Here is a 20816-nt window from a genome sequence, read left to right on the forward strand (position 1 = left end):
GAGTTGCTGGCGCCGCTGCTGACCGGCCGCGCCGCGGGCGAGCTGCTGTTCAGCAAACCGGACGGCAGCCCCATCGATCGCTGGTGGGTCCGCGACGCGCTGCGGCGGCAGGCCGCCCCGCTCGGCGGCATTCCCACGCAGCGAGCCACGCAGCTGTATCCGCACATGCTGCGCTCCACGTTCATCACCCATGCCTTCGCCCTCGGCATGGCACCCGACAAGGTGCAACGCGCCGCCCGGCACGCCAACCTGGCCACCACCATGCGCTACAACCCCCCGACCAGGACCTCGGCGGACACGCCGCCTACCAGCTCGAAGCCGACCTGGCCGCCCAGGAAGAGCCGCCACGCACGTGAGCGCGAATTCCCGGCGCTACCCGGAGCTGGGCAGGCAGGATGGCCCGTCTGGGGCATGGAGAGCACGATCCGGCACCTTCGAGCCGGACCAGCGCTCTGGAGGCGCCCGCATCAGGTAGATGGATGTCCGGCACTGTCGATGGTGCCGGTCAGGTGGTCAAGCTGGGATGCGCGATAGTCGCCGGGAGTCATCCCATAGGCGGCCTTGAACGCGCGGTTGAACGAAGAGGCGTCGGCGAATCCCCAGCGGGCGGCGATCTGCGCGATGGTTCGGCCGCTCAGGAGCGGATCTGCGAGATCCGCCCGGCAACGCTTCAGCCGTCCCCGGACAATGTAGCGGCCGACGCTCTGCTCCTCCTGCTCGAAGAGGTGATGCAGATAGCGCACCGAGATGTGGTGCGCCGCCGCGATGGTCGATGGTGACAGATCACGACGGCCCAGGTTCTGGCGTACGAAGCTTTTGATCTGCTGGATGAGGGCCTGTCGCCGGGAGCCGGGCGCAGGCGTGACGGCGTCGCCGGTCAGCTGGGAGAGGAACAGCGTGGCGAGATCGTTCGCCACGGCGCCGAGGCGGGCGTTCTCGGCCGTGCCCAGTTCCGTACGGTGCCGCATGAGGTTCTCCATGAACGCACCGAGCAACGCTCCGGCTCCATGGGATGACGGCAGCGCCCGCGCCGCCAGGTCGCGTAGCAGGCGTTCGGGCAGGGGCAGTTGGCGCCTGGGCAATTGGAGGGTGATGGTCCTGGCGAATGCGCCGTTCTGGCGGGCGACACCACAGCGAAAGGGCAGGGACGTGGTCTCCAGGACAAGGTCGCCGGCCGTCAGGTGAGCATGTTTGCGGTCCTGCTCAATCCACATCGATCCCGCGCGGACCAGCGTCAACCACCACTGTTCGGGATCGGAGCGCCGTATCAGCTTGGCGGTGCGGGTGGAGTGCATGTCTTCGAACTCGGGTGCCGTCACCGTGGTCTGACCAAGCTGAAGGATCGTCACCGAGGCGTGGAAGTCATCGGCGTGAGGGCTGCTGATCAGCGTGGGCGCCATTTCCTGCTCAGTCATCGCGCACCACCACGAGAAGCGGTCGCGCACCGGGACGTCCGCGCTGTTCAGCTCGATCACGTTACTCCGTCCCGGGGTCATTGCGCTGAGCGCCACCATTATGCACTCATGATCAATGACTGCCCTCGACGTCCGTCATAGGGTGTGGCCGGCTACCCAAGCTGCGCGTTTTCGGGAAAGGATCACATGGCTCACGCGATGGGGCGGACATGCGGCAAGCACGGAACCGGGACGGCCGCGACCGCCTTGATGCTGGTACTGGCAGTGGGAATGACGGCTTGTTCCTCTGCGGGCGGTGACCAGGTGAGCGCCGAGACAGGCGAGGACGCGCCCTTATCGCCGGCGTCGGTGGCGGACGGCGGCTTCCCGGAGCGGGACCTCATCGTGACGGCAATCTGCACGCCCGCGAACGCGGCGGACCCCGGAATGGTGACGGTGGACGGCTGGGACCCGGAAAGCTGGAAGCGCCTGGCGCATGCGAAGTTTCCGCTACCGCCCAACGCGGTCGGCGCGGGTGGCCCCGACGACACCCATGCCAGCCACGCGCTCAGCGACCTGTGCGAAGAGGACACCATCACGCCGCCCGATGCAGGCAACGTGACCAGGCTCCGATCGCTCTTCGATCAAGACTTCACCAAGATGGCCGTGGTCACCGAGGACCCGCAGTCGGGGGCGTCTCACGTCGGCTATGTGGACCGATCAGGTACGTTCACCGATCTGACGGGCGACAAGGGATTCGGAAACACCCCGCAAGAGGACACCGCGACCTTCTGGCCGGACGGGAGCGCCGTCTGGTTCGTCTCCATGGAGGAAGGCCGGCCGAACCCTTACCGGGTGGCCAGCCGGTCAGTGACCGGCGACCACAAGGCGGTGGTTCATGGGGAGGGTGAAGATTGGGAGTACCTGACCGTGGTGAGAAACCCGAGCAGAGTGGTACGAACCGGCGACGACGCCCACGTCTCCCCTAACGGTGAACGCCTCCTCGCCGGCAACCGCGTCATGGCCGTCCCAGCGGACGCCGAACTCGTGGACGTGCTCGAAGAACCCGGCGCAGAGCAGGGCATCTGCCCCGATGCCACGGCCGTGGGCTGGATCGACGACGACACTGTCCTCTGCGGGACCAACGACTACAACTTCCGCACGCTGGACCTCAGCGCAGGGGCCAAGCCCAGCGCTCCGATCCTGCCCGAGAACGACCATGTGAACCGAGGCATGGTCATCTCGCCGGATGGGCAGCGGTTCGCGTTCCTGTCGCAGGAGGGGACGTCCAGGGACTTTTACCTTTCCAGCACCAAGCCGAAGTCGACACCCACGAAGGTGGAGAAGACCGGGAGCCTGTCCGCGCTGAGCGGCACCGCCGTCGTACTCGAGTGGCGTTGACCGCCCGGGACGTGGAAGCACAGGTGCACATCCGCGATGGGGGCGCGCCCGGCGTCGGGATCGGACGGGCGCCGTCCTGGACTTTCGCGGTACGCCCTGCCGCACTGGGCGACGGCCGAGGTGATGACCGGCAGAGGGCCACGAGCGCTGCGCAGAAGGCGCCTGCCTCGGGGCCCCGCCGGTGGCGGGTGAGGCATGGGTCCGACCGCTGGTGGGACGGGCATAAACCACGAACCGTCGCCCCGAAGGCGGATTTGCGGTCAACCTCACCATTCCCGATCCCTGACGACGGAGCCGCTCCACGCGGAGAGGCCCGTCGCCGGTGGCGACACCCTGCGTTCATTCCTTGGCGATGCGCACGTTCTTGAAGAGCCCCAGCTTGAGAAGGTCCAGGTCGACGGTGGCGGCGCTCTTGGGTACGCGCCGGAAGACGGCGTGGAACCGCTTGGAGTCTCCCGCGTCGAGTGTGTCGTGGAAACCCCAACCGGAACAGACGCATGTGTTCTGTTCCCACATCGGGTGGAAGGGCGCCGGCTCGGTCGCGAGGGTCAACTCGATCGAGGCAAGGTTCGTCGCGCTGGCGTGAAAGAGCTGAATGAGGTCCATGTTCCCGCTGGCCGAGTCGTTCCTGACAGTGAACTGCAGTTTGACGTTGTCCCCCTGCCAGACAAGTGAGTCGATCTGAACGAATCCCTGGACCTGTCTGCCATAGTGCGTCTGCCGGAAGGACCGTCCGGCTCCCTCCTTCCCCGGTATGAGCACGCTGCCCATGCCTATGGTGTTCGTCGCCACAGGAGTGGTGGCAGCGGGCCCGGTGGTCACGGTCATGGTCGTGCTGGCGAAGGCCGTGACCGTCGTGGTCGGCGCCGCCACGACACGCGGCTCGCCGGATCGCTGGACGGCCATGGTGACGCCGGTGGCCAGCGCGGCGGAGAGCGCCGCGGCCAGCAGCGGCGCCGGCCAGCGGCGCCCGGTCATCGACGGTGACCGCGCTGCGGACGGCTCCGGCGGCGTCCACGCGGCGCTCACCGCACGGGCCGCCGCGGCCACCGTGGCCTGCTCGCGGCCCAGCAGACCGTCGAGGAGTTGCTGCGTCGTGGGCCGCCTGCCAGGGTTCTTCTGCAGCGCGTGCTCCACCCATGGCCGCAGTCGCTCGTCCAGCCCGTCCAGGCGAGGTACGTGGTGAGCCACCCGATACAGCACCTCCGCAGCCTGCCCGGTGCCGAACGGTGGTTCGCCGGTGCCCGCGTACGCGATGACCCCGCCCCAGGCGAACACGTCGCCGGCGGCCGTCGCGGGACCGCCGTCGGCCTGCTCGGGCGCCATGTACGCGGGTGTGCCCGCGACGATGGCGGATTGCGTGGCATCGGGCTCGGCAAGCCGGGCGATGCCGAAGTCGATGACGCGCGGGCCGACGGCGCTGAGCAGGATGTTGGACGGCTTGAGATCGCGATGCACCACCCCCGCCTGATGGATGGCGGCCAGCGCGGTGGCCACTCCGACCGCGAGAGCCTCCAGGTTGGCCCCGCTCATCGGCCCCTGCGTCGCGACGACCGACGACAGATCCGGGCCGTCGACGTACTCGGTGACGAGATAGGCGACGTCCCCGTCGATCCCCGCGTCCACCACCGGGGCGGTGCAGAACCGGGCGACTTGGCGGGCGGCCTGCGCCTCCCTGTCGAATCGGCGGCGAAAGCCCTCGTCGCCGGCCAGTTCCGGCCGCAGCACCTTCAACGCCACCAGCCGGAACTGGGGGTCCTGCGCCAGGTAGACGATGCCCATGCCGCCCTGGCCCAGCCTGCGCACGATCCGGTACGGGCCGATCCGCTGGGACCGGTCCTCCACCTCATGGACGGTCATGACGACTCCGGATCAAAGACAGCGGACGACGACACTGCTGACGATCTTGTCGTGGAGACATTGCCGCAGCGGGCGATCCCAGAGGCAGTACGCGACGTTCAGCAGGCTGAGGACCGGCAGTGTCCACATCACCACGTGGGACACATGCCGCAACAGCGCGCGCCCATAACCCAGCGGACCTCCGTCACGTACGGCCACCACACGCAGGCGGCAGATGAGCTTGCCGGGCGTTCCGCCCCAGCGGCTGGTCGTCACCTGCGAGTACGTTGCGACGAACAAGCCGATCAGCGCCCAGACGAGCAGATTCTCGAATGGCGACGACGCGCCGTCGCCACCCGGCCAGGTCGTCGTCAGCAGGATGATGAAGGCGCCCATGGCCACGAAGTCCAGCAGGGCTGCGGCGAGACGCGAGCCCAGATGCGCCACCGGCAGGGGAGTCAGGGGTGGGATGCGGAGGTCATGGAACACTGGCACTCCGAAGATCGTCGGGAGCGGTCGTGGCGGCCGCCTGCACGGTATTCGAGCGCCCGTCCCCCGCGCGTCCGCTCCCAGTTGGAATCCGCTCCTCAACTTCTGCGGTATGGCCCCTGGCGCCCACTCAGCGATGACGTCGTTGCGCCCCCGCTGTCGCTCCGACCCACCCCACCGAGAACCGGCAGGTTAGAGGGTGTATTTGAACCCCTTGGCGATCTTGGCTTAGACGGGCGAAAGACTTTGCCTGCCAGGTATTGTCATGTTTTGTAATCAGTAGCGTACTTGGAGTTGGCGGCCCGCATCCCGCCCAATCGTGAAGGCGCATCACGCTGGAAGGAGAGCGGACCATGCCAGCCACGATTGGGCATGTCACCCAGGAGCGTTACGACCAGCTCGTGTCCGAGGGGCGGGAACTGGTCGCGGTCCAGACCCGTTGCCAGTTCGATCTAGGCGATCGGGTTCTCGAGCTGGAGCCTTACAGAGCTGGGCGGATCACATCCTGCGGGCGCCGACGACGAGGCGTGGACGGTGACAGCAGCGCTGCAGCGCTACGCCGAGGACACAGGAGTGCCCTTCAACTCCCTCAAGAACTACCGGTGGGTCGCCGCTCGCTGGCCCAAGCAGCAGCGCCAGCCCGGCGTGTGCCACAGCGTGCACCGCATCCTGGCGGAGATACCCGCCGAAGAGCAGCACTGGCAGACCATCACCAAGCCGCCGCTCGACGAGCGAACGGGCGAGCACCGGTGGACGCAGGATGCCGCCAAACGGCTCGTCGGCCACCAGGTCGAGCACCCGGTCAGCGTGCAGGAGAAGGTCGCACGCCTTCACGACCTGGCCCGCGATGAGGAGGTGCCTGATGCTCGGCCGTGGCCTGCGTGGCGGCCTGCTCGGCGGTCTCGCGGGCCTGTTCGGCGTCGTGGCGGGCTCGTTCGGCCGCGCCGCGGGCGCGTCGTGCTCGGCGACCAGGACGTTCATGGCCGGGGCGCGCATCGCTCAGCACTTCGGTCGTCCTGGTACGCCGAATGACCAGGCGTGGATTGAGTCGCTGTTCGGGCACGTCAAGGAGGAGTTGCCGCACCTGGACAAGATCACCGACCCTGGGGAGCTGGAGGCCGAGCTGGACTCGATCCGGACGTTCTGCAACGAGGTCAGGCTGCACGAGGGCCTCGGCTACGTCACTCCCGATGACGAGCATCACGGGCGGGGCGAGACCATCCGGGAGGCCCGCCGGGCCGGGCTGATAGCTGCTCACGAGGTCCGGGTTGCGACCCGGCGCGAACTACGCCAGGATCCCGTATAACCCCTTCTCGATTGATAGGTGTTTTCGGCCCTATCTGGTGCATTTTCTCAGACACGCCTCGAGCGCAGGTGGGCCGATGGCGCAGATCGTGGCGGTGCACGGGGTGGGAAGCAGCTGTTGGGGGCAGTCGCCGCTGGAGGAGTGGCGGCCTGCGCTGCAGCCGATGCGCGGGCTTCGCGCGATCCCGGGGCGTACCGGACGCCGGGAGCCGACGATGATGGCTGAGGACACCCCATGCGGAGGGCCGATGACCAAGCAGCGGATCCCAATCGGCTACCAACTGCCCGAGCACTGCGTGATCTTGGACGGCGGCGGCGTCGAACCGTCGCGCCAGGCGCGGGGGGCGAGGCCGTAGGCATTGCGGAAACGGCGAGCGAAGTGAGTGGGGGTGGTGAATCCCCATGAGCGGGCGATGGCGTCGATGGTGCGGTGGGCGTGTTCGGGGGCGGCCAGGTCGCGGCGAGCGCCGTCGAGACGGAGATGGGTGATCCATTGTGCAAGGTCGATGCTGTTGTCGTCGCAGAGCTCGCGCAGTGCCTGAAGAGTGAGGTTGTGGGCGGCGGCGATGCGTGCCGGGGTGAGCTCGGGGTCGGTCAGGTTGGCCCGGACGTAGGCCAGAACGCGGGTGAAGCGGGTCTGTTCGGCCATCTCGCGCCGGGGGGAGCCGGTGGTGGTAGAGGCGATGTGGGCACGCAGGAGGGCCAGAACGGTGTCACCGAGCGCGGGGGCTCCGGGTTCGGCGGCCAGGCGGTCGGCATCGGCATTGAGGCCGCGCAGGTGGGAGAGCAGCAGGGGAGTGATGTCGCTGCGCGGTGTGTTGGCGATCGCGGTGCGGATCACGTCGTCGGACAGGCCGAGCAGGTCGGCGTCCACCATGACCCCCAAGCTCTGGCCGGTGCCGGACCAGCGCCATTCCCACGGGCCGGTGGCCTTGCTGGCGATGGCGAGGTCGTAGGCGGTGAGCTGGCGCTGTCGGCCGTCCCAGGCGAAGCCGCCCTGCCCGTGGAGCTGGGTGAGGATGGAGACGGTGTTCCAGGAGTCCTGTCGCAGGTGCTTGGGTGTTTGCCAGTAGCGCATGCCCGACCCCTGGTTGCGGAACAGGGTGACCGGGCCGAAGCGCCAGGCGGCGATGCGCTTGTGAAACCCGTGGCTCGCGTCGAGCTCGTGCTCGATGCCGCACGTGCCGGTCTCGGCGCTTGCCACGGCGTAGAAGGCATCGACCCGATCGCCGGGGGGAAGGTCGTCGGTGTCGAGAAGGAGCATGTCGGTCAGTCTCCGGTGTTCGGCGCCGAGGCGGCGCGCCAGGTGCGTGGGGTGCTTCCGTAGGCTTGGCGGAACCTGCGGGCGAAGTGGGCTGGGCTGGTGAATCCCCAGGTACGGGCGATGGCGTCGATGGTGCGGTGGGCGTGTTCGGGGGCGGTCAGGTCGCGGTGGGCGCCGTCGAGGCGGCGGCGGATGATCCACTGCTCCAGGCTGAGGCCGCCGTCCTCGCACAGCCGGTAGAGGGAACGCAGGGAGATGTTGTGGGCGGCGGTGATCCGGGCCGGGGCGAGCTCCGGGTCGGTCAGGTGAGCCCGGATGTAGGCCAGCACCCGGACGAGGCGGGTCTCGTCGGCGATGGCACGCCGGGTGCTGGAAGGTGCGCCGACCGAGGCCACCAGCGCGCGGACGAGGGAAAGGGTCGCTTGGCCGAGATCGTTCGCGCTTGCTCCGCCGGCGGCGTGGTCGCCGGCGCGGTGCAGAGCTTGCATGTGGTTGAGCAGCAGCGGGGTGATCGGGCTGTGCGGGATGTGAGGGACTGCGGTGTGGATCATGCTGTCGGGCGGGCCCACGTGGGCCGCGTCGGCCAGGAGGCAGAGCGTGGCGCCGGTCCCGCTCCAGTTGACCTCCCAGTAGCCGGCGGACTTGTTGGTGATGGTTAGGTCGCGGGGGGTCATGGCCTGCTGGTGGTCGTTCCAGATGAAGCCGCCCTTGCCGGCGGGCACGGTGATGATCGAGATGGTGTTCCAGGAGTCCATCCGCAGGTGGCGTGCGGTCTGCCAGTAGCGGAAGCCGCTGCCGGAGGTGTGATAGAGGGCGAAGGGGTCGAAGTGCCAGGCCTCGATGCGCTTGTTGACGTGGCCGTCAGGTCCGGGTTCGTGGTCGATGGCGCAACTGCCGGTCTCGGCCACCGCCGCCTCGCGATAGGCGTCAACGCGGTCGGCGGGCGGGATGTCGTCAGTCTCAAAGAGCAGCATGGTTCTTCCCTTGCCGCCGTGCCTCGCGGGGGGTGAGCCCGTAGGCGCCGCGGAATCTGCGGGTGAAGTAGCCGGGGTGGGTGAAGCCCCACGATCGGGCGATCGCGTCGATAGTGCGATGGGCATGCTCGGGCGCGGTCAGGTCGCTGCGGGCACCGTCGAGGCGGCGGCGGATGATCCACTGCTCCAGGCTGAGGCCGCCGTCCTCGCACAGCCGGTAGAGGGAACGCAGGGAGATGTTGTGGGCGGCGGCGATCCGGGCCGGGGTGAGCTCCGGGTCGGTCAGGTGAGCCCGGATGTAGGCCAGCACCCGGACCAGGAGAGTCTCGTTGCCGATCGCGCGGCGCGCGCGGTCGTCGGTGATGACGGAGGCGATGAGAGCGCGGACCAGGGAGAGAGTCGCCTGGCCGACGTCGTCGCCTCCAGCGTCGGTCTCCAGCCGGTCGGCGTCACGGCGCAGGGCGTGGATGTGGTTCAGCACCAGCGGGGTGATCGGGCTGAGCGTGATACGCGGCACAGCGTTGTGGATCATGCTGTCGGGCAGCGCGATCTGCTCCGCGTCGATCATGAGAGCGATGTTCGAGCCGACGCCGGACCAGGTCCGTTCCCAGTAGCCAGCCGACTTGGAGGCGACGACCAGGTCCCTGGCGGTGAGGACCTGCTGATGATCGTTCCAGATGAACCGCCCGGGGCCGGCGACCTGGGCCAGGACCGAGACGGTGTTCCAGGAGTCCATCCGCAGGTGACGTGAGGTCTGCCAGTACCGCATCCCGGTGCCGGAATTGAAGTACATGGCCACGGGGCCGAACCGCCAGCCCTCCAGCCGTTTGCTCATCAGACCGTCGGGGCCGAGTTCGTGCTCCACCCCGCAGCTGCCGGTCTGGCCGAGCGCGGCCGCCTCGAAGACCTCGATCCGGTCCTGCGGCCGAACATCGGCGGTGTCCAGAAGCAGCACTGGTTCCTCCCGGTGCGTGTCGGACGGGCGGCAACGCCCGGCGACCTAGGGGTGCAGTGGGGGCGTTGTGTCCCCTTTGCGTCGGATTCTCGCTGATCATCCGGCGCGCTGACCAGTCCTCGAAAGGCCAGCGGGTACGGCGCAGCCGGGCAACGGTCAAGGTCATGGCGGGTCGTCGCCGTCAATGCGCTTGATCAGGCTGGCGCGCACAGTGAAGAGCGTGGCACGCACGGGCCAGACCGGGCGGCCGGGCCCCGGGGACGATCGGTCCGCAAGCAACCGACTCGCTCGCGATGACAGGAGACGCACGATGCCTTTCGTGACCACCGCCGACGAAACCGCCATCTTCTATAAGGATTGGGGCACCGGACAGCCCGTCGTGTTCAGCCACGGCTGGCCCCTCAACGCCGACGCCTGGGACCCGCAGGCCCACGCTGTGGCAACCGCCGGCTACCGGTCGATCGCCCACGACCGGCGCGGCCACGGGCGCTCGTCCCAGCCGTGGAACGGCAACGACATCGACACCTACGCCGACGACCTCGCCACCCTGATCGAGACCCTGGACCTGCGCGACGTCGTCCTGGTCGGCCACTCGACCGGCGGCGGCGAGGTCACCCGCTACATCGGCCGTCATGGCACCTCCCGGGTGGCCAAGGTGGTGCTGCTGGGCGCGGTGCCGCCGCTGATGCTCAAGACCGAGGACAACCCGCAGGGCCTGCCGATCGAGGCCTTCGACGCCATCCGCGCCGGGGTGGCGGCCGACCGCTCGCAGTTCTACTACGACCTGTCCTTCCCCTTCTACGGGTTCAACCGGGAAGGCGCCCAGATCTCCGAGGGCGTCTCCCGCGCCTTCTGGGCCCAGTCCATGCAGGTCGGCATCAAGGGCGCCTTGGACTGCATCCGCGCCTTCTCCGAGTCCGACTTCCACGCCGACCTCAAGAAGTTCGATGTGCCCACGTTCATCGCCCACGGTGACGACGACCAGATCGTCCCGATCGTCGCCGCCGCTCTGGAGTCCGCGAAGATCGTCAAGGATGCGCGGCTCAAGGTCTATCCCGGCGCGCCGCACGGCCTGGTGGGCGCGTTCGAGCAGGAGTTCACCACCGACCTGCTCGCCTTCCTGGCCTCCTGAACCGCTCCGGCAACGACAAGGAATCCTATGCCTATCCCGTATCTCAGGCGCGCTCTCACCATCGTGATCAGCGTCGCTCTTCTCCTTTGCGGCTCCGCTGCCGCCCAGGCCGAATCGGCCGCCGGCCGTACGCCGAAACCGACTGTGGTGCTGGTGCACGGGGCGTTCGCCGACGCCTCCGGCTTCAACGACACCATCGCCCTGCTTCAGGCCGCGGGCTTCCCGACCATCGCGCCCGCCAACCCGCTGCGCGATGCCGCCGGCGACGCCGCCTATATCTCCAGCGTCCTGGACACCATCACCGGCCCGGTCATCCTGGTCGGTCATTCGTACGGCGGCATCGTCATCACCAACGCCGCCCGTGGCCACACCAACGTCAAGGCCCTCGTCTATCTGGGCGCGTTCGCTCCCGATCAGGGCGAGAGCGCGCTCCAGCTCGCCACCAGCGTGCCGGGCAGCCTGCTCGGCGAGGCGCTCATCACGCGCCACTACCCGCTGCCGGACGGCACGATCCCGCCCGACGGCAGCGGCCCGGCCGACGGCTACATCGACCCTGCCAAGTTCCAGCAGGTGTTCGCCGCCGACCTGCCCGCCTCCCAGACCCGGCTGATGGCCACCACCCAGCGCCCGGGCAGCGTCGGCGGACTCGCCGGGCCCAGCGGCGCCCCGGCCTGGAAGACCATCCCGTCCTGGTATCTCATCCCGACCCAGGACAAGGTCATCCCCCCGGACGTCCAGCGCATGATGGCCAAGCGCGCCGGCAGCCACGTCCGGGAGATCCGCTCCTCCCACGTGGTCATGATGTCCCACCCGGCGGCCTCGGCCGCCACGATTCTGGCCGCCTACGCCGGAACCCGCTGAGGAGCCACGCGATGACCGCGAAACCCGACACGATCGTCCTCATTCACGGCTTCTGGGTCACCCCCCGCAGCTGGGAGCACTGGATCGAGTACTACAAGGCCAAGGGCTTTCGCGTCCTGGCCCCCGCCTACCCCGGCTTCGACGTCGAGGTCGAGGCCCTCAACGCCGATCCCACCCCGATCGAACGCCTCGAAGTGCCGGCGATCATCGATTCACTCAAGGCGGTGATCAACGGCCTGGACACCCAGCCCATCCTCATCGGCCACTCTGCCGGAGGCGTGTTCACCCAGATCCTGCTGGACCACGGCTACGGCGCCGCCGGGGTGGCGATCAACTCCGCCCCCACCGAAGGCGTCAAGATCATTCCGCTGTCGCAGCTGCGCGCCTCGTTCCCGATGCTGCGCAACCCGGCCAACCGGCACAAGGCCGTCGGTCTCACCTACGACCAGTGGCGCTACACCTTCACCAACACCTTCCCCGAAGACCAGGCCAAGGTCACTTACGGCCGCTACCACATCCCCGCCTCCGGACACGTGTTCTGGGGCAGCGCGCTGGCCAACATCCACCCCGGCCACGACGACACCTACGTCAACTACAACAACCCCGGCAGGGCGCCGCTGCTGTTCATCTCCGGCGAGAACGACCACCTCATGCCGCCCAAGGTCCAGGCCTCCAACGCCCAACACTACAAAGCACCTGGCACCCTCACCGAGCACATCACCTACCCCGGCCGCTCTCACCTGCTGCCGGCTCAGGCCGGTTGGCAAGAAGTCGCCGACCACGTGCTGGCGTGGGCCCTGCAACACAGCTGACGCCCTCGAAGGGAGCGTGTTCCGTGTCGGATGTCAGGTTCACTCACATCGGCGGTCCCACTGTCCTCATCGAGTTCGACGGCTGGCGGCTGCTGACGGACCCGACCTTCGACCCTCCCGGCCGAACCTACAGGTTCGGCTGGGGGATCTCCTCCCGCAAGCTCACCGGCCCGGCCCTGCCCATGGCCGAGCTCGGGCCGGTGGACGCCGTCCTGCTCACCCACGACCACCACGGCGACAACCTCGACAGCGCCGGGCGCCTCCTGCTGAGCACCGCCACGACCACGGTCACCACCTCCTCGGGCGCCCGCCGCCTCGGCGGCACCGCCTGCGGGCTCAAGTCCGGGCAGAGCATGCGGCTGCAGGCACCCGGCCGGCCGCCGATCGAGATCACCGCCACCCCGTGCCGGCACGGGCCGCTGCTGAGCCGGCCGATCACCGGCGAGGTAATCGGCTTCGCCCTCACCTGGCCCGGCCAGGAGCACGGCCCGCTGTGGATCACCGGCGACACCGTCTACCACCGCGCGCTTCGCCGGGCCGCCGCCCAGATCCGGCCAGGCACGGTGCTGCTGCATCTGGGCGGCGTCGGCTTCCCCCTCACCGGGCCGCTGCGCTACACCATGACCGCCCTGCAGGCCGTACGGCTGTGCGAGGCCATCACACCGCACACGATCCTGCCGGTCCACTACGAGGGATGGCAGCACTTCCGGCAGGGCCGCGACGGCATCGAGCGCGACCTGCTGCGGGCGCCGAAGCCGATCCGCAGCCGCTTTCGCTGGCTGCCCATCGGATCGGCGGAACACCTGCAGCTATAACGCCTGGCCCTGCATCGGCGAAAGCGTGCCTGTCCGGCGCTTTGGTCGGCCGGTCCAGGACGGCGCGGGCGCCACGGACCTGAACACAACCCCGGCCACCTTCCCCGGTGGGGCTTGATCTGGTAAGTCCCCATCATGGCGGGAAAATTTGTTTCAGAGAGGCTCGTGAGCGAGGAGATGCGGCAGGCCCGCGAGCGCGTTGACCGGGCGAAGAGGGTCTGCGCCGGGGCCGGGACCGTCTCCAGCGGGCTGTCAGGCGGACCGAACGTGTCCGTGCGCGGGCGCAGGAACTCATCCTGGCGACGAACGCCAGGGCGGGCCACGGGCGGCCGGGGGCGGCCGAGGCCGGCAGAGCTGAGGAGGTCGGCCTGTCCTGATGCGCCCGCTGGTGGCCACGCCAGGGCCACCGGCCATCGAAGCAGCCGGAAACGAAAACGGTCGGGTCGGAAAACGAAGACCAGGAAGTGGGGCTTGCTGGGCCGGCCGGCTAGCTCACCCGGGAACGGATCGGCGACCGCAACCACTACACCCTCGACCCGGACCAGCCCTTCCGCCGCCAGAGCGAGGCCGGCGTGCCGGTCCACCATTTGAACGCCCTGTTCATCGACCCTGGCCCGGGCCGCCAGGCCGAACGTCACCGCAACACCGCCCTGGCGAGAATGGTGCTTCACCGGGATGAGCCGAGCGACTCCACCGAGCGCCATCGTTATCTTGGGTTGTCAGTCTCTTCTCGCAGGTCAGAACGCGATGATCTTGTCAGGCACGTCAGGCATGTGACCTGGCCCGCAGCGCATGGTGCATCCGTGGGGCGCCCCGATGCGACTTATGGAACGGGAATCCACAGGACGCGGCCGGCCGCAGGCGGTGGTGCATGAGTCCTCGCCTGTGAGACAGCCCCGGAGGTCGTGAAGCCGCCGCGCCAGGCAGTCAAACCGGCCGTTCAGGAGGTGGGCAGGGGGAACTTGATTTGGGTGAGGAGTTCGGAAACTTCCCACAGTTTTTGCGCGGTGTCGTCGTTGAGTGCTTCGCCGGACAGTTCTTCGAGGGCGGCGGGGCCGCGTACTCCGAACCGGCTGGGGCCGGAGAAGCTGGCGCCGGGGACGTCGCCGATGGTGGCCAGCAGGGTCGGTCGGGCGCCGCCTTCGGGGCTTTGGGCCAGTAGCCGCGTTCCCAGTGCGAGGGTGTGGTCAAGGATGCGCCGGCCGGTGGTCATGGTGAATCCGGTGGCTGCCCAGCCGGGATGTGCTGCCGTGGCCAGGATCGGTGAGCCGGCCCTGCTCAGGCGGCGCTGCAGTTCTCGGGTGAACAGCAGGTTGGCCAGCTTGGTCTGTCCGTAGGCGCCGAACGGCCGGTAGGGCCGTCGTTGCCACTGCAGGTCCTCGAAGTCGATGTGTGCGCTGCGGTAATTGGTGGAGGACACGGTGATCACCCGCCTGGTGATCTGGCTCAGGAGCAGATTCGTCAAGGCGAAGTGCCCGAGATGGTTGACGCCGAACTGGCTCTCGAAGCCGTCGGTGGTGTGCCGCAGGGTGTCGGTCATGGAACCGGCGTTGTTGATCAGGTAGTCGATGGGGCCGTCGGTCGTGCGGGCGAACTCGCGTACGGAGGCCAGCGATCCGAGGTCGAGGGGGCGTGACTCGGTGAGGCCGCCTATCTCGGCGGCGGCCGCGCGGCCGCGGGTCTGGTCGCGCACGGCGAGGATGACCCGTGCGCCCTTCGCCGCCAGGGCGGCAGCGGTGGCCTTGCCGATGCCGCTGCTGCCGCCGGTGACGATGACGGTCCGGCCGGTTTGATCGGGGATGTGCATGGTCATGAGGTGACGGCGGTCTTTCCGTGATCGTGTTGCGTGGTGTTCAAGATCGATGGCTTCCGGGTGTGCGGCTTCACAGGCTGTTCCAGAAGTCCGACAGCATGCGGGCGGACCGGGCCGGGTCCTGAAGCATCCACCAGTGACCGAGCCCGTCGAGGTCGACGGCACGGGCGCCGGCGCGCCGGGCGGCGCGGTGGCGCAGGGCAACGCTGCCGGCGGTGAGGTCGTCGGTGGCCACGGGAACCAGACCGGGCCGGGCCGCGGCCGCGGGCAGCCTGCGCCCGCGTTCGGCCAGCGTGTTCTCGGGTACCGAGCGGTACAGCGACAGAATGGCCCGGCCCATCTCGGGCCCCTGCCCAAGCGCCACCTGGCCGGCCGCCGGCTCCGGGATGCCCCACGAGATCATGCGCGCCGTCCGTTCCGCGGCGTCTCCCGAGAAGGTTTCCTCGATGTGGCGTTCCCCATCCTCCGGCGTCTGCCAGGTCTTGGCGATCTCATGCCACGAAAAGTCCGGCTCGTACCCGCCAATGGTGTCGCTGGTCCAGCTGCGCACCAGATCGGGACGGGCCATCGCGACCTCCAGCACGTAACCGCCGCCGAAGTCGTGACCGACCAGGTCCACCGGGGTCCTGAGCTGCGACAGTTCGTCAATGAGCCAATCGCGGTAGTCCAGGAAGGTGGCACCGAAGCCTGCCGGAAGTGCGGCGCCGAAGCCTGGAGGTGAGAGCCGGACCACGTCCTGCTGCTGGGACGTGGGCAGTTCGCTGATCACAGGGGTCCAGACCGCAGAGGTCACCGGGACGCCGTGGACAAAGACAATGGTCATGCCAGGTATGACACCACCAGGCCGGCATGGGCGTCCAAGACCTGCCTTGCACCCCGTGATGCAAGAAATGCATAACGAGGGACTAGTCTCGGGGCATGCTTCCCGATCTGGACCTACGGCTGGTCCGGTACTTCACGGTCGTCGCCGAGCAGCTGAACTTCGCCCGGGCGGCCGAGGAACTGCGTGTTGCCCAGCCTTCCCTGAGCCGTCAGATCCAGCGCCTGGAGAACACGCTCGGCGTGCGTCTGCTGGAGCGCACCACCCAGGGCAGCCGCCTGACCGCCGCAGGCGCGGCTTTCCTGCCCCAGGCACAGCGCCTGCTGCACGGCGCCCAGCAGGCGGTCCAGACCGCCCGGGCCGCGGCGCCGGCGCGCACGATCACCATCGGGTACGTCGACGACCTCGTCATCACACCCGCCGTGCGCAACCTGCGCCATCGCTATCCCGACGCCCACGTCCGTACGCGTCACCTCGGCTCACAGGACGCCTCCGCGCTGCTGGAGCGGCAGGTTGATGTCCTGGTCACCCGCACGCCGCTGCCGATCCCAGCCGAGGATCTGGAGGTGACAGTCCTGTACTCCGAGGCCCGGGTCCTGCTCGTGCCCGCCTCGCACCGCCTCTCCGGGAAAGAGGCGGTCACGGCCGCCGACATCGCCGCAGAACCACTCGTGGGCTGTACCGGGATGGGCGTCGAATGGACCACCTTCTGGCGGCTCGAACCCCGACCGGGCAGCGAACCCGCCCCGGTGGGTCCGACCTTGGCCGAGACCTACGAGGACAAACTCGAGGCCATCACCGACGGCACCGCCATCGCCGTCGTCCCGGCCGGCGACCGGCGCTACACCCTGCGCCCCGGCCTGGTCACCGTGGCGCTCGACGGGATCGAGCCTTGCCAGATCGTCGTGGCCACCCGGAGCGCAGACACCAACCCACTCGTCACAGGGTTCGTACGATCCGCGAAGGACCTCCTGGTCGGGCCCATCACCAGCGTTGCGGCCCCTCCGAGCAATGCTTGAGATCTGTGGATCACCGGGAGAGGGGTGTACCTTCCCGGTGATCATGTGATTCCACCAAGCATGACCGACGCGCCAACGTCGGCCGGAAAGGCACACCCGTGCTCACCGTAGTCCCTGACCCCGCTGACCGCGACCACACCGCCGTCACTCCCGCCCCGACGCCCGCGCTCATCGACGAGCTGGTGCGCGAGGGCGCCCGCCGGATGCTCGCCGAAGCGCTCAAGGCCGAGGTCGACGCCTACATCGCCGCCTTCGCCGACGAGCGTGACGAGGTCGGCCGGCGCCTGGTCGTGCGCAACGGCTATCACCAGCCCCGGCAGGTGCTGACCAGCGCGGGCGCAATCGAGGTGCACGCCCCACGCGTCAACGACAAGCGCGTCGACGAGGCGATTGGGGAGCGCCGGCGCTTCTCCTCGTCCATCCTGCCGCCGTGGTGCCGTAAGAGCCCGGCCATCACCGAGGTGCTGCCGCTGCTCTACCTGCATGGCCTGTCCACCGGCGACTTCGTGCCCGCGCTGGGTCAGTTCCTCGGCACCGGCAACGGGCTGTCGGCGCCGGTCATCACCAAGCTCACCGAGCAGTGGAAGGCCGAGCAGCGTGCCTTCGCTGCCCGTGACCTGTCCGGTGTCGACTATGTCTATCTGTGGGCTGATGGCATTCACGTCAACATCCGCCTGGAGGAGCACAGACTCTGCCTGCTGGTGCTGATCGGGGTGCGCGCCGACGGCCGTAAGGAACTCATCGCCCTCACCGACGGCTACCGCGAATCGACCGAATCCTGGGCCGACCTGCTGCGCGATTGCGCCCGGCGCGGCATGTCCGCTCCGGTGCTCGCCATCGGGGACGGCGCGCTCGGCTTCTGGTCCGCGCTGGCCGAGGTGTTTCCACAGGCTAGAGCGCAGAGGTGCTGGTTTCACAAGATCGCCAACGTGCTCGGGGCGCTGCCGAAGTCGGCTCACCCGGGTGCGAAGAAGGCTCTCGCGGACATCTGGAACGCCGAGAGCAAGGACCACGCGCTGGCCGCGGTCGCCGCCTTCGAGGGCCACCTACGGCGCCAAGTTTCCAAGAGCCGCCGCCAAGATCACCGACGACCTGGAAGAACTAATGGCCTTCTACGACTACCCGGCCGAGCACTGGCGGCACCTGCGCACCACCAATCCGATCGAGTCCACGTTCGCCACCGTCCGGCACCGCACCAAGGTCACCAAGGGACCCGGCTCCCGCGCCGCCGGCCTGGCCATGGCCTTCAAACTGATCGAATCCGCCCAATCCCGCTGGCGTGCGGTCAACGGCGCCCACCTGGTCGCCCTGGTCCGCGCCGGGGCCACCTTCATCGACGGCAAGCTCGTCGAACGTCTTGTGGCACCCAAGGATGGGAACCCTCCGATCCACCGCTACGCCTCCGATGCTGCTGGTGTGGTGATGCCAGGAGCCTCGGGTTTGCTCTGATCCGGGGCGCGATGGGATTGATGCTCACGCAGGAGCGCCTGTGCAACGGCGACGGCCGTAACGGCCTCTTCGCGTTGCTGGTGGGCGCTCTTCAGCGCGCTCGCGAGCTCGGCGAGTTCGCCTCGCAGGCGTTCGGTCTCGCCGACGGACGCGGCTCTTGCTTGGTCGGCGAGGGTCCGGGCCTGCTCGGCCACGGCGGCCGCGGTGACGGCTTGCTCGCGCCGCTGTTGTTCGGCGGTGAGCGCCTGGCGCAGCCGGTCGGCCTCCTCGGCGTGCACCCCGGCCATGCCGCGAGCCTGGTCGCGTTCCTGCTCGGCTTTCCGGGTCCGGGCTTCCTGTTCGATCAGTTGGCGACGGAGGTCGGCGAGCTCGTGCTGCTGGTCGCTGGTCTGCTGTTCCAACTCGGTGATGCGGGCGGTCGCGGTGGCGTGCAGTTCGGTGAGTTCGGTGGTTCGCCTGCGGGCGGTGTCCCGGTCGTGCTCGGCCTGACGCTGCCGGTCGGCGGCTTCGGTGGCGCGTTGCTCGGCTCGGGTGCGGGCGTTCTGGTGCTCGCCGACCTGTCGCCAGGCCTCCTGCTCGCGCTCCTCGGCACGGTCACGGGCGATCTCGGCCTGGGCGCGGACCTGCTCGGCCGCGGCGATCCGGGTGGTGGCCGTGTTGGCCGCAGTGGTGGCGCGTTGCTCGGCCGCCGCGGCGGCGGCGCGGGCTTCCTCGGCGGCCTGTTCGGCGGCCTCCACCTGGGCCAGCGCGCCGCGGTTCAGCTCGGCCAGCTGGGCGCGCAGCGCTTCCTGGGCGGCCTGCCACTGCTCGCCGGCCGCCAGCAGCGGCGCGAGCAGGTCCTGGGTGCGCAGCAGCGCGTTCGTTACGGGGACGGCGTGCACGGTGGTGCGCGCCCGGTAGGCGGCGGCCCGGCAGGCGTCGCTGCAGTACTTGGCGCGGCAGCCGGGCATACCGCCGCCGACTACACCCTCAGCGCCCGCACCCAGGAGCGGATCGCCGACGGCGTGCCCGCCAACACCCGCCGCGCCTACGCCCGCCAATGGGCGACCTTCAACGCCTGGTGCGCCGAGCACGGCCGCATCGCGCTGCCCGCCACTGCGCACACGCTGGCCGAATACACCTCTGGGCTGTGCGAGGCTGGCCAGGCCCCGGCCAGCATCGAACAGGCCATCGCCGCGGTGCGCACCATGCACCGCCTCGCCGGTCACCTCGGACGGCCCGCCACCGAATCCGCCCGCCTGGCCCTGCGCGCCTACAAACGCCAGCGCGCCGAAGCCGGCGGACGCGGCCAGCGCGAGGCCCCGCCCATCACCATCGACGCCCTGCGCGCCATGGTGTCCGCCTGCGACCTGGACACCCCGATCGGGCGGCGCGACCGGCTGCTGCTGGTGCTCGGCCTGGCCCTGATGGGCCGCCGCAGCGAACTCGTCGCCCTGCAGCGGGAGGACGTGCGCGAGGTCGCCGACGGGCTCGAGGTCACCATCCGCACCTCCAAGACCGACAAGGACTCCGCGGGCGAGACCATCGCCATTCCGCGCGGCAGCCATCCGCTGACCGACCCCGTCGCCGCCTGGCGCGACTGGCTTAATGTGCTTGACCAGGCCGGACACACCTCAGGAAGATTGCTGCGCCGCATCAACCGGCACGGCACGATCGGCCCCTCGCTCGGCGCCGACGCCGTCAACACCATCGTCCGCGACCTCGCCGTCCGCGCCGGGGTGCCCTCCGCCGACACCGTCACCGCGCACAGCCTGCGCGCCGGCGGCGCCACCGTCGCCTACGCCGCCGGCGTCCCGGTCGCGGTCATCGCCAAGCACGGCCGCTGGGCCCCCGCTTCACCCGTGGTTTTGCGGTACATCAGGGCCGTGGACCGCTGGCGGGACAACGCCATGCGCAATGTGGGGCTCTGACCAGCCAAAACGCGCAAAACAGCAGGTGTGCAGGCTCATGAAACTTAGGTGACTCGTCCCAACAGATGCGCAGGTTGACGGCCACACACGCGGTCCTCGCTGTCATAGTTCTGCGTTTCCGCTGTCAACGAACCTGCGCGTCACACGGGGAGCACCAGTGACTAACGGCGTGGACACTACCCGACGAACCTGCTGGTGAGACGCTCATTGGTCACCGAACTGTCCTCGTGGTGGTCATCACTTGTCCTACGATGCCGCCAGGTATCTACCATGATCGACAGCCCAGGCGAGGAACGTCGGCTCGAGCAATCGAACAAGCCCATACGACGCCGGACACAGCCGCTGCCTGGCAAATCTGCAGGTCAGAGACTTTCTCCAGAGCCCGTGTCGGCAAGGAGAAGTATTTCCAAAAATTCAGCGACCAGAATATGGTGCCTAATGAAGAGGCCGAGAATCCGGCAAGCGCCGACCCTCGACCCCAAAAAGAAAATTAAAATTCACGTTTCTGCCAAAACGATAATTTTAAACACCATAAGAAATTAAATGCCAACTAGTGCTGCCGCG

General features: G+C 68.7%; 20 protein-coding genes and 1 pseudogene. 11 read left to right on the forward strand and 10 right to left on the reverse strand.

What is annotated here, in order from left to right; genetic code table 11:
- The first annotated feature begins 3 nt into the window (after positions 1–3).
- Positions 4–534: a tyrosine-type recombinase/integrase gene (locus HD597_RS66830; RefSeq protein WP_372513382.1), complete on the forward strand. Its 531-nt coding sequence runs from the start codon at positions 4–6 to the stop codon at positions 532–534.
- Here HD597_RS66830 and HD597_RS20560 read toward each other — a convergent pair.
- Complete coding sequence (locus HD597_RS20560; protein WP_253744288.1) at positions 468–1475, reverse strand: helix-turn-helix domain-containing protein; 1008 nt, start codon at positions 1473–1475, stop codon at positions 468–470. The two genes, HD597_RS66830 and HD597_RS20560, sit on opposite strands and share 67 nt — an antisense overlap.
- 126 nt (positions 1476–1601) lie before the next feature.
- Here HD597_RS20560 and HD597_RS20565 point away from each other — a divergent pair, with 126 nt between their 5' ends.
- Positions 1602–2795 (forward strand): TolB-like translocation protein, encoded by a 1194-nt coding sequence (locus HD597_RS20565; protein WP_253744289.1) that lies wholly within the window; start codon positions 1602–1604, stop codon positions 2793–2795.
- A 339-nt stretch (positions 2796–3134) separates the two neighbouring features.
- Here the strand turns inward: HD597_RS20565 and HD597_RS20570 are convergent, their stop codons facing one another.
- From HD597_RS20570 to HD597_RS20580, 3 genes are all read right to left on the reverse strand, one after another.
- Positions 3135–4655: a serine/threonine-protein kinase gene (locus tag HD597_RS20570; RefSeq protein WP_276082965.1), complete on the reverse strand. Its 1521-nt coding sequence runs from the start codon at positions 4653–4655 to the stop codon at positions 3135–3137.
- A gap of 12 nt (positions 4656–4667) precedes the next feature.
- The gene (locus tag HD597_RS20575; protein ID WP_253744291.1) at positions 4668–5123 is read right to left on the reverse strand and encodes an RDD family protein; all 456 of its coding nucleotides are present in this window, start codon (positions 5121–5123) and stop codon (positions 4668–4670) included.
- Between the two features lie 498 nt (positions 5124–5621).
- Positions 5622–5921 carry a hypothetical protein gene (locus HD597_RS20580; protein ID WP_253744292.1) on the reverse strand — a complete coding sequence of 100 codons (300 nt, stop codon included), beginning with the start codon at positions 5919–5921 and terminating at the stop codon, positions 5622–5624.
- Between HD597_RS20580 and HD597_RS66835 the strand changes: the two genes are divergently transcribed.
- Entirely contained in the window at positions 5802–6155 is a 354-nt protein-coding gene (locus HD597_RS66835; RefSeq protein WP_372513624.1) for a DUF6192 family protein, read from the forward strand. The two genes, HD597_RS20580 and HD597_RS66835, sit on opposite strands and share 120 nt — an antisense overlap.
- Positions 6103–6429, forward strand: a complete 327-nt coding sequence (locus tag HD597_RS20585; RefSeq protein WP_372513383.1) for an integrase core domain-containing protein — start codon at positions 6103–6105, stop codon at positions 6427–6429. The genes HD597_RS66835 and HD597_RS20585 overlap by 53 nt, the downstream gene beginning before the upstream one ends.
- Before the next feature lie 273 nt (positions 6430–6702).
- Here the strand turns inward: HD597_RS20585 and HD597_RS20590 are convergent, their stop codons facing one another.
- Genes HD597_RS20590 through HD597_RS20600 form a run of 3 tightly spaced genes read right to left on the reverse strand, consistent with a single transcriptional unit; the run spans position 6703 to position 9621 of the window.
- Positions 6703–7692, reverse strand: a complete 990-nt coding sequence (locus HD597_RS20590; RefSeq protein ID WP_253744295.1) for a helix-turn-helix domain-containing protein — start codon at positions 7690–7692, stop codon at positions 6703–6705.
- A 5-nt stretch (positions 7693–7697) separates the two neighbouring features.
- On the reverse strand, positions 7698–8666 hold the full coding sequence (locus HD597_RS20595) for a helix-turn-helix domain-containing protein (protein ID WP_253744296.1): 969 nt from the start codon (positions 8664–8666) through the stop codon (positions 7698–7700).
- Positions 8653–9621, reverse strand: coding sequence for a helix-turn-helix domain-containing protein (locus tag HD597_RS20600; RefSeq protein ID WP_253744297.1), 969 nt, complete (start codon positions 9619–9621; stop codon positions 8653–8655). The genes HD597_RS20595 and HD597_RS20600 overlap by 14 nt, the downstream gene beginning before the upstream one ends.
- A gap of 310 nt (positions 9622–9931) precedes the next feature.
- On the opposite strand from HD597_RS20600, the gene HD597_RS20605 reads away from it, so the two are divergent.
- Genes HD597_RS20605 through HD597_RS20620 form a run of 4 tightly spaced genes read left to right on the forward strand, consistent with a single transcriptional unit; the run spans position 9932 to position 13241 of the window.
- Entirely contained in the window at positions 9932–10753 is an 822-nt protein-coding gene (locus tag HD597_RS20605; RefSeq protein WP_253744298.1) for an alpha/beta fold hydrolase, read from the forward strand.
- Between the two features lie 27 nt (positions 10754–10780).
- Entirely contained in the window at positions 10781–11614 is an 834-nt protein-coding gene (locus HD597_RS20610) for an alpha/beta fold hydrolase (protein ID WP_253744299.1), read from the forward strand.
- Positions 11615–11625: 11 nt separating this feature from the next.
- On the forward strand, positions 11626–12426 hold the full coding sequence (locus tag HD597_RS20615; protein ID WP_253744300.1) for an alpha/beta hydrolase: 801 nt from the start codon (positions 11626–11628) through the stop codon (positions 12424–12426).
- Positions 12427–12449: 23 nt separating this feature from the next.
- Complete coding sequence (locus tag HD597_RS20620) at positions 12450–13241, forward strand: MBL fold metallo-hydrolase (RefSeq protein WP_253744301.1); 792 nt, start codon at positions 12450–12452, stop codon at positions 13239–13241.
- A gap of 940 nt (positions 13242–14181) precedes the next feature.
- Here the strand turns inward: HD597_RS20620 and HD597_RS20625 are convergent.
- The gene (locus tag HD597_RS20625; protein ID WP_253744302.1) at positions 14182–15054 is read right to left on the reverse strand and encodes an oxidoreductase; all 873 of its coding nucleotides are present in this window, start codon (positions 15052–15054) and stop codon (positions 14182–14184) included.
- Positions 15055–15124: 70 nt separating this feature from the next.
- The gene (locus HD597_RS20630) at positions 15125–15877 is read right to left on the reverse strand and encodes an alpha/beta fold hydrolase (protein WP_253744303.1); all 753 of its coding nucleotides are present in this window, start codon (positions 15875–15877) and stop codon (positions 15125–15127) included.
- 95 nt (positions 15878–15972) lie between these two features.
- Between HD597_RS20630 and HD597_RS20635 the strand changes: the two genes are divergently transcribed.
- Complete coding sequence (locus HD597_RS20635; protein ID WP_253744304.1) at positions 15973–16893, forward strand: LysR family transcriptional regulator; 921 nt, start codon at positions 15973–15975, stop codon at positions 16891–16893.
- Between the two features lie 98 nt (positions 16894–16991).
- Positions 16992–18342, forward strand: a pseudogene (locus HD597_RS20640) (IS256 family transposase).
- Here the strand turns inward: HD597_RS20640 and HD597_RS20645 are convergent.
- Positions 18288–19292: a coiled-coil domain-containing protein gene (locus HD597_RS20645; RefSeq protein WP_253744305.1), complete on the reverse strand. Its 1005-nt coding sequence runs from the start codon at positions 19290–19292 to the stop codon at positions 18288–18290. The pseudogene HD597_RS20640 and the gene HD597_RS20645 sit on opposite strands and share 55 nt — an antisense overlap.
- 54 nt (positions 19293–19346) lie before the next feature.
- Here HD597_RS20645 and HD597_RS20650 point away from each other — a divergent pair, with 54 nt between their 5' ends.
- Positions 19347–20252 (forward strand): tyrosine-type recombinase/integrase, encoded by a 906-nt coding sequence (locus tag HD597_RS20650; RefSeq protein WP_372513384.1) that lies wholly within the window; start codon positions 19347–19349, stop codon positions 20250–20252.
- Positions 20253–20816: the final 564 nt, after the last annotated feature.

This window comes from Nonomuraea thailandensis (assembly GCF_024172165.1).
Taxonomy (GTDB): domain Bacteria; phylum Actinomycetota; class Actinomycetes; order Streptosporangiales; family Streptosporangiaceae; genus Nonomuraea; species Nonomuraea thailandensis.